A 12,681-nucleotide genomic window follows, 5' to 3' on the forward strand; every position below is an offset into this window, starting at 1 on the left:
CCGCAACAGCGTGGCGTCGCTCTCATCGAATCGGTCCATGGGGTGCCTCGGCGTAGAAAACTGAAGGGAAACTCAAGCTTAGACCCCCGCATCAGTTCTGGTCGCACCCCTTGACGGGGTGTGGCGCGCCGCATCTGGCAGCGGTGCGGACCGCCAAGCACGAGCTCGTCGGCAAGGACGTCGCGGTCCTCTCGCGCTGCGTCGGCGAGCCCCTGTCCGTCAGGGCGTTCGAGACGTCCGCGGGCGTTCCGCGGCAGTCCTACGCCTATTCCTCCGCGCAGGCCCGCGGTCCGGACGGCCTGCTGATCGGCGCGCCGGCACCCGATGCCGAGGACCGCGCGTGCGTCTTCGACTTCGCGGTCGAGGACGGGCAAATCGTCGCGGTGCGCAGCGACAATCGCGCCGGCTGGGGCTTTGGGAGCATCAAGAACTGCTCCGCGGTGATCGAGCGATCCGTGAGCGACTGACTTCAAGAGCGGGCGGGTTGGCGGCCCCAATGCAGCCGGCGGCCGGATACCAGGCCGGCTTGCTGATGGGCCTGCTGACCCTCGGACTGGCCGGCTGCAGTGAGCCCGCGCCGCCCATCGAGACCGCACCGCGCCCGACCGCCTGGGCCGAGGTGCGACCCGCAGAGCGGGCTGCGGGGCAGAGCCTGTCCGGGGTCGTCAGAACCGTGCAGCGGGCGTCGCTCAGCTTCGAGGTGCCCGGTCGGATCGCAACGCTCGACGTCGAGGTGGGGGAGCGGTTCGCGTCCGGCGAGATCCTGGCACGGCTGGACCCGCGCAGCTACGAGCTGGTCCGTCAAGAGCGGGCCAGCGAGGCGGCCGAGGCCGAGGCCGAGGCCAGCCTGCACGAAGCGGAACGGGCCTTCACGCGCCAGCGCGAGCTCCATAAGCGAGACTTGGCCTCGACGGCGGCCTTCGATGCGGCGCTCGACACCGCGCGGGCGCGGCTCGCTATGGCCCGGGCCCGCGAGGACATCACCGCCCCGTCGTCGGCCTGCTGCTCCTCGCGCTGATGGCCTTCGGCGCGCGCAGCTAGTTCGCCCTCCCGACGCGCGAAGACCCCGACATCGCCATTCGCGCGGCCGTTATCACGACCGAGTTATCCGTGCTTGTCGGCCGAGCGTGTCGAGCGTCTGATCATCCGCCCTTTCGAAGACGCGGCACGCCGCGTGCCCGAGATAGCGGAGATCCGCTCCGTGTCGATGCCGGGGACCTCGATCATCCATACTGAGGTCTATCCGAGCCTGTTCGAGCTGGACCAGATCTGGGACAAGCTGCGTCAGAAGGTCGCCGCCGCCCGCGCCGATCTGCCCGCGGGGACCCCGGCGCCGCGGATCTGCACCGACTTTGGAGACGTCACCGTCGTGACCGTCGTGCTGCTGGCCGAGGACTCCCCCTGGCAGGAGCGCCTCGATATCGCCGAGTACGTGCGCGGCCGCCTCTATGCCGTCCCCGGGACCAAGCGGGTCGATTTGCTCGGCGTCCAGTCGGAGCGAATCTTCATCGAGATTCGCGACGCAAGCCTGGCCGAGATGCTGCGCCGTCAGAATACCTTTCACCCCGGCGGCATTGTCGACACCGGCGCGCGGGGCATGCTCGTCGACCCCAGGGGGCAGTTCAACGATGCCGAGGAGGTCGGTGAAGCGCTCGTGACCTTGCCTGGCGGGCACGGCGTGATCGCGCTGCGCGACATCGCCGAGGTCCGCCGCGCTCCTGTGGACCCGCCCGAGCGTCCGGCCTACTGCAACGGCCGGCCCGTGATCGTCTTCGCCGTATCGATGCGCTCGGGCTCGAGTGTCCTCGACTATGGTCACGCCGTCGACGAGACGCTCGAGCAAATCGAAGCATCGCTGCCGATCGGCTACCGGCTCGAGATCATGACCTTTCAAGCCGATCAGGTGGCCAAGGCCGTCTATGGTGTCACCGCAAACGTGCTGCAGACGCTGGCCATCGTGCTGCTCGTCGTCATTCTGTTCTTGGGTGTGCGTACCGGGCTCCTCGTCGGCGCGATCGTCCCGGCGGTCATGGGTCTCTTCGAGCTGGCATTGCAACGGATGAGCCTCGCGACGCTCGCGATCGCGCTCGGCCTGCTCGTGGTCGACGGCATCGTCGTCGCCGAGGACTTCGAGCGCCGCCTCGAGGAGGGCACGAGCCGCGACGCGGCGCTGCGCCGCGGCAGGCCCGGTCCCCGAGTCGGAACGTTGCAGAGTCGAGCGAGGTCGCCAGGCGGATCGCTAAGGGGAACCAGAAAGGTGGGCAAGCGCGGCAAGGGGGCCTACGTCGCACTCCTGAGGTCTAAGCTGTGCCGAGCCTTCGGTCAGGTGTGTTCGTCCTTCCAGTATCTGGTGAACTCCTGAACGACGATCCTGCGGCATGCGCGGCTCGACCTGATCCCGCAGGCCGTGATTCCGAACCAGCCAGGATGAGCGGGTGCATCGAGCGCCGTGCTAAAAACGGCGGCGGGCGTTTCCGAAGCATCGCTGGGTGCGGGTGGACTTATACTCGGGTCGATCCAGGCAACATCGCGCGAGCGCAACTCCTGACGCCTATGAGCAAAATCTGCTTCAACATCGAGTTTGCCGGCGAGCTGAGGGCCGGAACGGATCCCGCCAAGGCGCGCGCCGATCTGCAAACCCGGCTCGGTCTGTCGGACAGGGGCATCGCCGAGCTCTTCAGCGGGGCTCCCGTCACCGTCAAGCGCGGGGTCGACGGAGCCACGGCGGCGCGCCTGCATGCCGCCTTCGAGCAGGCCGGCGCAGTGGCGCGCGTCATTCCAGTGCATGGCGAACGGGCGCAGGGACAGCCGCCCCCATCGCACGCGAGCCAACGGACAAGTCTTGGCGAGCCCGATGGCCCCGCGTCGCCTCAGCGCGCACATGCGCGCGCCGATCGAGTCTTCCACTGGTTCGAGAAGAAGCTAGCCCTGGTCCTGCTGGTGTTGATTTCGGCGGTCGCAGTGGAGGCCGTGGTCGCGCTGTGCGTGGTGCTCTACCAGGACCTGACCAGCTCCGGTGGCCCACCGCTGCTCGATCAGGATCAGCTCTTTGAGGTCTTCGGCATGTTCTTGGTGGTCCTGATCGCGGTCGAGCTCATGGCCAGTATCTATATGTACATGATGGATAAATCGGTGCATGTCGAGATCATGCTGTTGATCGCGATCACGGCGCTAACGCGCAAGGTCGTCGTGCTCGACACCGAGAGCAAAGGTGACCCCGCGCTCTACATGCTGGGGCTCGCCGCGTTGCTGGCCACGCTGATTGGAGGCTTTTATCTGATCAAACGGTTGGAGCGCGACTGAGTGAGGCGGGGCAGCGCGCGAGTGCCGCTTCGGTCACCCAGCCTTTCAACCGATTCGGGCGAGGCGGCCAGCGAGCCGCCGTCTTGAGCGGCACCGCCAGGCGCAAGCGGCGTCGAGCTCGTGCTACCGGGCCTGCATGGTCGAGTCACCGGTGATTGATTGATACAGCATCAGGCCGTTTGTCGGTGATTTCTCGCCTCACGCAGATGGAACACCGGCCGGGCTGTCCGTCGATTTGGCATAATCCGAGCTTCACCAATCGAGCAATGCGCCATGACCATCGAGCCCTTTGCCGAGACTGCCCTCCTGCTGGCGATTTCTACGGTGGCGGGAATGGTCGCCCTCCGACTGCGTCACCCGGTGCTGCTCGCCTATGCGGCGCGATCAGGCGGTCCAATCGAGCGCTGGGCAGAGGTTCGACTGCGGCGGTCACGGTGCGTAGCTCCGCTACCACATACCCCGCCCGACTCAGCCCTTCGGCTCGACGCGGGTTGAATCCAGCCGGATCCCAATCGGTCCACGAGGCAGCAAGAGCTCGACCATACCGCCGGCTCGGCGCACTTGCACCGGTACCAGCTCGCCGGGCTCGCCTTCAGTCGTCGCGCCGCGCAGATCGCGGAAGCCGAGAATCGGCTCATCGCCGTAGCGCTCGATGACGTCGCCGGGGAGCATTCCGCTTTCGTCACCGGCCGATCCGGGTATCACTGAATCCACGAGGATGCGATTGTCCTCACCGGTCTCGAACAAGTAGCGATCATAAACCTCGGTCCCGACCTCGTCTCGCAACGACACCCGCTGTTCGTTGATCCGGCTCAGCTCCTCCTGATAGCGATCGGTATTCAGCCAGCCCTCCCGGGCGGCGCGGTCGCGCGTATACAGGCGCTCCAGCGAGACCTGGGCACGGCGCCAGAGGATGTCTTCGGCCACGTCGACGGCGACACCTGCCTTGACCAGGGCATCGCGCTGCTGCTCGGTGGTGCGGGCGAGCGCCGCGCGGCGCTCCTCTGGCCCGTCATTGGCCGCTACGGCCGGGCGCTGCTCCAGCTGACCGACACGCTGGTGCAGCTCGGCTAGCTCCGCCTGCATTCGGCCCCAGCCAGCGGCGAGGTCGTCGACGCGCGCGACCAGACCGGGCGATGGCTCAGGGGGCGTTAGCTCCGCAGCCGGCGCTGCCTCCTCCGATGTCCCTTCGGGCGGTGCGGACTCCTCAGTCTCGGTGGTGCTCACCGACATCAGGTCCGAGGGCCCTGCCTCGGACTCGACCACCGGCGCCGATGGCGCAGGCTGAGGTGGCGCCGAAAATACGAGTGCTCCCGTGGTGAGACCAGCGAGGAAGGTCAACGTGGGTATGATCGGGGTCTTGAGCTTCGGCATCGTTTGCAAGGCTCTTGATGGATTCCGGACAGGTCGATCACTGGCAACTGGCGGCTTGTCCGAGTCACGGCCAACCGAACGCTGAATGATTGTTTTCGAGCGACCGAATTGCGTCGATTCTGGCGAGCTGACCGAAACGCCTAAAGAGCGAGGATAGAACGGAATTGCGGGTGTCGTACGGTCGCCGAGAGATTCCGGCCCGGCGAATCGAACGATGGGACAGGAGCCTTGCATGTCCTACCGCACTTCGCGCCGTCGATTCTCAGATCTGGAATGAGCTGCCGCCGTTGGTACCGCCCGGCGAGCCCATGAGCCGGCGCTCGAAGACGGCGCGCCGTCCATGGCGCTGACGGGAAACAAGACCATTGCGCATCCTGCTGGCTTGACTCGAGTCCTCGGGCTTCGCCCAGCCCAGCGTCGTATCCCAGGCTTACTTCGGCGTAATCACAGTGTCGATGACATGGATGACGCCATTGCTCGCCGCGATATCCGTCTTGATGACCATCGCATCGTCCACTTTCACCCCGTTGCTGGTGTCGACCGCGATGCGACTACCTTGCACGGTCATCGCGCTCTCCAGGCCCGCGACGTCTGCGGCCATGACCTTGCCCGGCACAACATGGTAGGTCAGTACCGCGGTCAACGCCTCTTTGTCCGCAAGCAACGCGTCGAGATCTGCCTTCGGGATCTTCGCGAACGCGTCATCGGTGGGAGCGAAGACCGTAAATGGACCCTCGCCCTTGAGCGTCTCGACCAGATCCGCCGCCTTCACAGCGGCGACCAGCGTGTCGAAGCTGCCAGCGGCGACGGCAACGTCGACGATGTCGCCTGATTCCGCGCCAACCGCCCTCGCCATCCCGGTCTTTACGAGCCAGGGATCCTGGCCGCTCCAGTATGCCGCAGGCCGAAGAGACGCGGCATGACTCATCGATCCCCAGTCGAAGGCGCGGCCGTCGTGATACGCGGCCTGTTGACCTGACATGGCTCGTTCGGGGCTGGGACCTTCATGCAGGGCAGCCTGCTTCCGCGTGCAGCCATCACCAGCCGAGGCCTCTAGAACGGCGCCAGTATTAAGGCCGAGGGTCAGAACAACAGCGGTCGCGAAGGTCTCTTTGTGAAATGACATGTCGATATCCTCTACAAGATTCAGAAGGGGGCGTTGCAGCGGGTACTGCCCAGTCCGCACGTGGACAAAATCTGTTCACGCCACCCGTTTACAAGGCCAGCGGGGCAAAATGCGTCATCAGAGAGCGGTCCAAGGTCATCTCAGGCATCGGCGGCAGCACATCATCAGCAAACACGGGCTCCGAATATTGCCGACCCTATCGATATCACCCAGTAGCAGTCGCTAATATTTTGATGCGATTGCCCTGGAGGCCGGGCTTTCTGGTTTCCGGGCTCAGCGGAAGCACAGAATCAGGCTTCGTATCGTCAGCTTAGGACAGCGCGTCTGATAGCGCGCCGAGTGGTCGCCATTCAGTCTCGCGCTGCCGAGGCATTTTGCGCGCCATGGCGCATCGCTTCGCCGCGGAGCTGATCAGCGAGCTGAAGGGCAGCACGCTCAACAAAAAGGCTCAGGCCCTCCCCAGGCGCGTAGCCTTCGCCCTCGATGGCGTGGACCTTCAAATCCTTCGGCAGCAAGTCGAGCATCCGCGCTAGCTCGATGACCTCGGCCAGTCCAAGTCGATGGCTGCTCGCGAGCCGCAGGTCGCGCGGAAGCTCCCCGGCATTGGCGTCGAGGATGTGAAGCGTCCCCGGCGGCGCGCCCGAGCGGGAGGCATCCACGACGATGACGCGCTCCCTGCCCTCCCAATCCTGCATCAGCTCGGTGCCTTCGCCCCAGTATTCGCGGACGTGATCGCCCAGACCCAGGTCACGCAGCCGGTCGGCGACGGCCGGGCCGGCGCCGTCGTCGCCGCGCAGGCGGTTGCCGATGCACTGGATCAGCAGGCTCGGGGGCTCAGACACGCTCGACGGTCAGCTTGAGGAAGTGGGTGGCGCAGGAGATGCAGGGGTCGTAGTTGCGAATGGCCTGCTCGCAGACCCATTGCAGCTCCGCGTCGGGGAGGCTGAGATGGCGCTCGGCGACGCCGCGCAGGTCGCGCTCGATGCGGCGCTGGTTCTGGGAGGTGGGGGGCACGATGCGCGCGGTGAGGATGCGGCCTTCCGCATCGAGGTCGTAGCTGTGGTAGCAGATGCCGCGCGGGGCCTCGGTGCAGCCGGCGCCGCGCGTGGACTTGGGCTGGACAGGCACCGCCGCCACCTCCGGCTCCTCATAGGCGCGGACCAGGCGCAACGCCTCCTCGAAGGCATAAACCGTCTCGATCATCCGCACCTGGATCGACCGGAAGGGATTGGTGACCTGCTCGCCCAGGCCGATCTCGGCGGCGAGCTCCCGCGCCAGCGGGCTGAGCTGGTCCTGGTTGTTGTTGTAGCGGGCGACCGGTCCGACCAGATAGGGCGTCGCGCTGGTCTTGCTCAGGCCCTGCAGGGCGTTCGAGTGGTCGACGTGCTCCTCGGTGAAGTGCTCCTCGAATGCGCTCACCGGGATGTCCAGCCCAGCGCTGCTGACGATGCGGCCCTCGTGGATGGCGTACTCGTCCGGGTGGCGCAGGGAAACGCTGAGGTAGTCGTCCTCGAAGTCCGGGAAGGTCAGTCCGGCGGTGAAGCGGGTCAGCTCGATGGCCGTCTCCAAGCTGGAGGCAAGCATGGCCTCCAGTCCCTCGATGGCAGAGCGACGCGGCACACTGTGGAGTCCGCCGACCCGGAAGTTGACCGGATGAACGGCACGCCCGCCGATCACCTCCAGGATGGCATTGCCGGCCTTCTTGAGCGCCAGCGCCTTGCGCACGGCCTCGGGGTGGTCCTTGGCGAGGGCGATGGCGTCTTGGTGGCCAAGAAAGTCCGGCGCATGCAGCAGGAAGGCGTGCAGCACATGGCTCTCGATCCATTCGCCGCAATAGGCAAGCCGGCGCAGGTCCCGCAGCGGACCTGTGACGCTGACGCCCGCCGCGTCCTCCATGGCCTGGCAGGCGCTGAGCAGATAGGCCATGGGACAGATGCCGCAGATGCGGGCGGTGATGTCCGGCGCATCGCTGAAGTCGCGCCCCTCCAGCAGGGCCTCGAAGAAACGGGGCGGCTCATAGATGCGGAATTTCAGATCCTCGATGGCGCCGTCCTTGACCTTGAGGTAGAGCGCGCCCTCGCCCTCGACGCGGGCCAAGGCGTCGACCTGGATGACACGGGTGCCGGTCTGGGCTGACTCAGTCATGGGTCTCGCTCGCTTCCCGGAAGGCGGGGGCGTTGTTGGTGAAGAGGCGGTAGTAGTGCTGCAGCTCACGCTGGTCCATACCCAGCGCCTTGAGCCGCGCGCTCAGGGCCTGGGTATTGGCGGTCTCGACCGGACCGAAGCAGCCGAAACAGCCGCGGTCGCAAGTCGGGCAGAGGTTGCCGCAGCCGGCCTGGGTCACCGGCCCGAGACAGGCCTTGCCCTGACTCACCATGACGCAAACCGTGCCACTGAGCTTGCACTCGATGCACTGGCTATAGGTCGGCACATTGGGCCTGCGGCCGTTGAGGGTGGCGCTCAGCACCTCCAGGAGCTGGTATTTGTTGATCGGGCAACCGTGCAGCTCGAAGTCCACCCGCACGTGGTCGAGCACGGGCGTCGAGGTCGCCAGGCTGTCGATGTACTCGGGATGGGCATAGACGGCGCGGACCAGGTCGTCCAGCGGCCGCAGGTTCTTGAGCGCCTGGATGCCGCCCGTGGTCGCGCAGGCGCCGATGGTGATGAGCATGCGCGACTGGGCCCGCACGCGGCGGATGCGCTCGGCCTCTTGGGGCGTGGTGATGGAGCCCTCGACCAGGGAGATGTCGTAGGGACCGGCGACCTCGGCGCGACTGGCCTCCAGGAAGTAGGCGATCTCGACCGCGTCGGCGATTGCCAGCAGCTCGTCCTCGCAGGCCAGGAGGCTGAGCTGACAGCCGTCGCAGGACGAGAATTTCCACACCGCGAGCTTGGGGCGCCTGGAGGCCATGGTCAGATCTCCCGGATGTCGAAGCGCTTGGCGATGCCGTCGAAGCGGAAGACGGGCCCGTCGCGACAGACGAAGGACGCGCCGAACTGGCAGTGACCGCAGAAGCCGAGCCCGCATTGCATGTTGCGCTCCAGGGAGACATAGATGCGCTCCGGGCCGACGCCTTGATCGCGCAGCGCCAGCACGGCGTAGCGCATCATGATCTCGGGTCCGCAGAGGCAGGCGATGGTGTCCGGCGGCGAGAAGCCCTTGGCGGCCAGCAGACGGGTGACGACGCCGACACGGCCCAGCCAGTCCGGACCCGCACGGTCCACGGTCACTTCGACGGTCAGGTCGAAGCGGCTGCGCCACTGCTCCAGCTCGTCGCGATAAAGGATCTCGTCCGGCGTACGCGCGCCATAGAAGATGCAGACCGCGCCATAGCGCTTGCGGTTGGCCAGCACCTGGTAGATGAGCGGACGCAGCGGCGCGAGCCCGATCCCGCCGGCCATGATGACCAAGTCGGCGCCCTGCGCGGCCTCGGCAGGCCAATGGGTCCCGAAGGGGCCACGCAGCCCCACCATGTGCCCCGAGGCGAGGTGCTGAAGGGCATTGGTGACCGTCCCGACGGCACGAATGGTGTGAACCAGGGGTCTGGGACACGCGGGATCCCCACTCAGGCTGATCGGGACCTCGCCGACGCCGAACTGATAGAGCATGTTGTACTGCCCGGGGGCGAAGGTCAGGGCGTCGCCCCCGTCGACGGGCACGAGGGCGAGGGTGAAGACACCCGTCAGCTCGCGCCGGATGGCATCGACCCGATAGCGCGCCGGCAGCATGGCGTCGGCGATCATGGGATTCCAGGCGAGCCCTGGTGCGGCCTGAGTCATGTCATCCCCCGGTCGGGCTCGGCTTGGCCGGCGCGGAGTCTTCTCCGGTCAGCCCCTGCGACATCTCCATGTAGTCGCCCGGATGACCGTAGATATCGAGCATCTGCAGCCGCGCCGCCGTGAGACGCTCCGCCATCACACCCACGAAGTGACTGAGAAACTCATAGCCCAGCGCAGGGTCTTTCGCGCACTTGCCCCGCAGACACTTGGCATCCATGGCCAGCGCACGCACTAGCCCGACCGCCCGGCCGTCGAACTGGACCCGATAGGGCGGGACCAGCCAGGACCAGCCAAGGACCTCGCCGTCACCCAGGGTCTCGAGCACCAGTGGCTTGCGGCCGGGCGCCTGCACCTCCACCGCCACGGCGCCGTGGCGCACCAGATAGAAGACATCGGCCTGATCGCCCTCGCGCAGGAGACGCTCGCCGTCGTGAAAGACGCGGTTGGCGGCACAGCCGGCGATGAGGTCGCGCGCCCGCTGGCTCATGTCGCGGAAGAAGGGGTGCTCCGCCAGCAGACGCTCGAGACCTTCGATCTGTGTCATCTACTCATCTCCTAGCGGCTCGGCTCGCTCCGTGGCCTGGATGGCGGCGACCTCTTCGGTGATGTCGATCCCCACCGGACACCAGGTGATACAGCGGCCGCAGCCGGTGCAGCCGGAGGTGCCGAACTGGGCATGCCAGGTGCTGAGCTTGTGGGTGATCCAATGGCGATAACGGGCCGCCGTCTCGCGCCGCACGGGGCCACCGTGGATGTAGCTGAAGTCCAGGGTGAAGCAGGAGTCCCACTGGCGGTGCCGCGCCGCTTCCACGCCGTCCAGGCTGGTCGTGTCCTCCACCCTGGAGCAGAAGCAGGTGGGGCAGACCAGGGTGCAGTTGGCGCAGCTCAGGCAGCGTTGCGCGACCTGATCCCAGCGCGGGTGCTCGGGATTGCTCGCCAGGATGGCGGCAGCATCCGGCGGCATCCTGCGTCCCATCTGCTCGGCGGCGTCCGTAATCGCCCGCCGTCCGCGCTCGATCTCCTCCGGCGTCGCCGTGCGGTGCCTGACCAGCTCCATCAAGGCGCGGCCAGAGGCACTGCCGATCTCGACGAGGAAGGCGTGGTCGTCTGCGTCCAACAGCTCGGTCAGGCAGAGGTCGAAGCCGTCCTCGGCCCGCGGCCCTGTGCCCATGGAGGCGCAGAAGCAGGTGCCCCCGGCGCGGGTACAGTTGACCGCGACGACGAAGGCGCGCGCCCGGCGCTCGGCATAGCCGCGATCGACATAGGGACCTTCCTGGAAGACCCGGTCCTGGATACGCATCGCCGCCAGCTCGCAAGGGCGCGCACCGAGGAATGCGTAAGCAGGAGCGTCGTCGGTTTCCGGCTCGAAGGCGAATCCGGTCTCCGTGCGACGGGCGCGCCACAGTGACTGGCGTGACGGGAAGAGGAAACCTTTCCAGCTCTGCGGACCGACGGCGTAGCGGAAGATGCCGGCCGTCTCCGGGCTGCTCGGATCTGCTTTGGAGAGGCGGTAATGCCCCCCGCCCTGCTCGTCGAGATAGCCCCGAGGGAGATCGGAGGCCGCGCTCAGCGTCTCATAGACGATGGCGCCGCGCTCCAGCCGCGGACCCACCGGCTGGTAGCCCTTGGCGATCAGCGCGTCGAGGAGGCCTTGCAGCGCCTCGGTCGAGATCAGCAGGGTGTCGGGCATGCTTCACACCGGAAACGGCCCTGATACGGCTCCGCTGGGCGGTGGTAGATGGTCGCGTGCTCCGGCACGCGATCGCTTCAACCCTAAATCTAGCAGTGCGCGAGCACGCTTGCCGGACAAGTCGAAGCCCCGTCCGACCCGCCCTGAGCCCTTGTGTCGCCCTGGAGGGCGACACTCCGACCGCTAGTGGCCGGAGACCATCTGCTCCAAGACATCGCGGGCCGGCCGATACTCCAGCCCCTGGGCCTCCGCGACCTCCTTGCGGCAGAGGTGCCCGCGCGCGACGTTCAGGCCATCGAGCAGGTGAGAATCTTCGAGCAAGGCCGTCTTGGTGCCCTTGTCGGCCAGGACGAGGACATAGGGCAGGGTGACATTGTTGAGCGCCAGGGTGGAGGTGCGGGCGACCGCGCCCGGCATATTGGCAACGCAGTAGTGCACAACGCCGTCGACCTCGAAGGTCGGCTCCTGGTGGGTGGTCGGATGGGAGGTCTCGAAGCAGCCGCCCTGGTCGATGGAGACGTCGACCAGCACGGCGCCCGTCTTCATGCGCCCGACCAGTTCACGCGACACCAGCTTGGGCGCGGCGGCTCCGGGCACGAGCACGGCGCCGACAACCAGGTCTGCCCGCAGCACGCACTCCTCCAGGGCGTGTGCCGTTGCCAGCGAGGTGCGAGCACGGTTGCCGTAGCGCTCGTCGATGGCGCGCAGGGCATTGACGTCGCGATCGAGCACGGTGACATCAGCGCCCAGACCAACCGCCATGGCAAGGGCATTCCGCCCCACGACACCGGCGCCGATGATGGTGACCAGGCCGGGCTCGACGCCCGGCACGCCCCCCAACAGCACCCCGCGCCCGCCTTCTTCCTTTTCCAAACAGTGCGCGCCGGCCTGGATGGACATGCGGCCCGCGACCTCGGACATGGGCGCGAGCAGGGGGAGCCGGCCCGCATCGTCCGTCACGGTCTCGTAGGCGATGCAGAGCGCGCCGCTCGCCATCAGCTCCCGCGTCTGCTCTGGGTCTGGGGCGAGATGGAGAAAGGCGAAGAGGCTGTGGTGCTCACTCAGCCGCGCGCGCTCCACCGCCAGGGGCTCCTTGACCTTGACGATGAGCTCGGCGCGGGCGAAGACCTCGTCGGCGGAGCCCAGAATGTCGGCGCCGGCCGCCAGGTACTCCTCGTCGCAGAAGCCGATGGCCGCGCCCGCCTGGGTCTCGACGAGCACCCGGTGCCCATGGGTGATGACCTCCTTCACCGCGGCCGGTGTCAGACCGACCCGGTACTCGTTGCTCTTGATCTCGCGTGGAACACCGACCTTCATCCTCAAGCCCTCCGGAGACTAAGCGGGCTGCGTGCCCGGCCGGGCACCCTGATCCCGCTGCTCAGAACCTGGGGGTAGGCGATGCGTGTTT

The 12,681-nt window shown here is 66.9% G+C and carries 13 protein-coding genes; 4 read left to right on the forward strand and 9 right to left on the reverse strand.

Annotation, left to right across the window (positions count from 1 at the left end; translation table 11 throughout):
* Positions 1 to 143 precede the first annotated feature (143 nt).
* From G3446_RS20160 to G3446_RS20175, 4 genes are all read left to right on the forward strand, one after another.
* Positions 144 to 467 (forward strand): hypothetical protein, encoded by a 324-nt coding sequence (locus tag G3446_RS20160; RefSeq protein WP_342450164.1) that lies wholly within the window; start codon positions 144 to 146, stop codon positions 465 to 467.
* Positions 468 to 484: 17 nt separating this feature from the next.
* Entirely contained in the window at positions 485 to 1,018 is a 534-nt protein-coding gene (locus G3446_RS20165) for an RND family efflux transporter (RefSeq protein WP_164454705.1), read from the forward strand.
* Between the two features lie 96 nt (positions 1,019 to 1,114).
* On the forward strand, positions 1,115 to 2,362 hold the full coding sequence (locus tag G3446_RS20170) for an efflux RND transporter permease subunit (protein WP_164454706.1): 1,248 nt from the start codon (positions 1,115 to 1,117) through the stop codon (positions 2,360 to 2,362).
* On the forward strand, positions 2,329 to 3,303 hold the full coding sequence (locus tag G3446_RS20175) for a phosphate-starvation-inducible PsiE family protein (RefSeq protein ID WP_164454707.1): 975 nt from the start codon (positions 2,329 to 2,331) through the stop codon (positions 3,301 to 3,303). Before G3446_RS20170 ends, G3446_RS20175 begins: the two co-directional genes overlap by 34 nt.
* A 468-nt stretch (positions 3,304 to 3,771) precedes the next feature.
* Here G3446_RS20175 and G3446_RS28765 read toward each other — a convergent pair whose 3' ends face one another.
* From G3446_RS28765 to ald, 9 genes are all read right to left on the reverse strand, one after another.
* On the reverse strand, positions 3,772 to 4,530 hold the full coding sequence (locus tag G3446_RS28765; protein WP_164454708.1) for a PDZ domain-containing protein: 759 nt from the start codon (positions 4,528 to 4,530) through the stop codon (positions 3,772 to 3,774).
* A 577-nt stretch (positions 4,531 to 5,107) separates the two neighbouring features.
* Entirely contained in the window at positions 5,108 to 5,803 is a 696-nt protein-coding gene (locus G3446_RS20185; RefSeq protein ID WP_245232621.1) for a fasciclin domain-containing protein, read from the reverse strand.
* A 350-nt stretch (positions 5,804 to 6,153) separates the two neighbouring features.
* A complete protein-coding gene (locus G3446_RS20190) occupies positions 6,154 to 6,645 on the reverse strand; it encodes a hydrogenase maturation protease (RefSeq protein ID WP_164454709.1) in 492 nt (163 codons plus the stop codon).
* Complete coding sequence (locus G3446_RS20195; RefSeq protein WP_164454710.1) at positions 6,638 to 7,948, reverse strand: Ni/Fe hydrogenase subunit alpha; 1,311 nt, start codon at positions 7,946 to 7,948, stop codon at positions 6,638 to 6,640. Before G3446_RS20195 ends, G3446_RS20190 begins: the two co-directional genes overlap by 8 nt.
* On the reverse strand, positions 7,941 to 8,714 hold the full coding sequence (locus G3446_RS20200; RefSeq protein WP_164454711.1) for an NADH-quinone oxidoreductase subunit B family protein: 774 nt from the start codon (positions 8,712 to 8,714) through the stop codon (positions 7,941 to 7,943). Before G3446_RS20200 ends, G3446_RS20195 begins: the two co-directional genes overlap by 8 nt.
* Positions 8,715 to 8,716: 2 nt before the next feature.
* Positions 8,717 to 9,583 (reverse strand): FAD/NAD(P)-binding protein, encoded by an 867-nt coding sequence (locus G3446_RS20205; RefSeq protein ID WP_209262529.1) that lies wholly within the window; start codon positions 9,581 to 9,583, stop codon positions 8,717 to 8,719.
* 1 nt (position 9,584) lies between these two features.
* Positions 9,585 to 10,127 carry a cyclic nucleotide-binding domain-containing protein gene (locus tag G3446_RS20210; RefSeq protein WP_209262530.1) on the reverse strand — a complete coding sequence of 181 codons (543 nt, stop codon included), beginning with the start codon at positions 10,125 to 10,127 and terminating at the stop codon, positions 9,585 to 9,587.
* Positions 10,128 to 11,273 carry a 4Fe-4S dicluster domain-containing protein gene (locus G3446_RS20215; protein ID WP_164454712.1) on the reverse strand — a complete coding sequence of 382 codons (1,146 nt, stop codon included), beginning with the start codon at positions 11,271 to 11,273 and terminating at the stop codon, positions 10,128 to 10,130.
* Positions 11,274 to 11,456: 183 nt separating this feature from the next.
* Positions 11,457 to 12,590 (reverse strand): alanine dehydrogenase, encoded by a 1,134-nt coding sequence (gene ald, locus G3446_RS20220; protein WP_164454713.1) that lies wholly within the window; start codon positions 12,588 to 12,590, stop codon positions 11,457 to 11,459.
* Positions 12,591 to 12,681 lie beyond the last annotated feature (91 nt).

This window comes from Thiorhodococcus minor (assembly GCF_010820565.1).
Classification (GTDB): domain Bacteria; phylum Pseudomonadota; class Gammaproteobacteria; order Chromatiales; family Chromatiaceae; genus Thiorhodococcus; species Thiorhodococcus minor.

Bases quoted from the DNA above. Each gene is read 5' to 3' on its own strand.
- G3446_RS20210 (WP_209262530.1), bottom strand. From the start codon at position 10,127: ATGACACAGATCGAAGGTCTCGAGCGTCTGCTGGCGGAGCACCCCTTC.
- G3446_RS20195 (WP_164454710.1), bottom strand. From the start codon at position 7,948: ATGACTGAGTCAGCCCAGACCGGCACCCGTGTCATCCAGGTCGACGCC.
- G3446_RS20205 (WP_209262529.1), bottom strand. From the start codon at position 9,583: ATGACTCAGGCCGCACCAGGGCTCGCCTGGAATCCCATGATCGCCGAC.
- G3446_RS20185 (WP_245232621.1), bottom strand. From the start codon at position 5,803: ATGTCATTTCACAAAGAGACCTTCGCGACCGCTGTTGTTCTGACCCTC.
- G3446_RS20215 (WP_164454712.1), bottom strand. From the start codon at position 11,273: ATGCCCGACACCCTGCTGATCTCGACCGAGGCGCTGCAAGGCCTCCTC.
- G3446_RS20200 (WP_164454711.1), bottom strand. From the start codon at position 8,714: ATGGCCTCCAGGCGCCCCAAGCTCGCGGTGTGGAAATTCTCGTCCTGC.
- ald (WP_164454713.1), bottom strand. From the start codon at position 12,590: ATGAAGGTCGGTGTTCCACGCGAGATCAAGAGCAACGAGTACCGGGTC.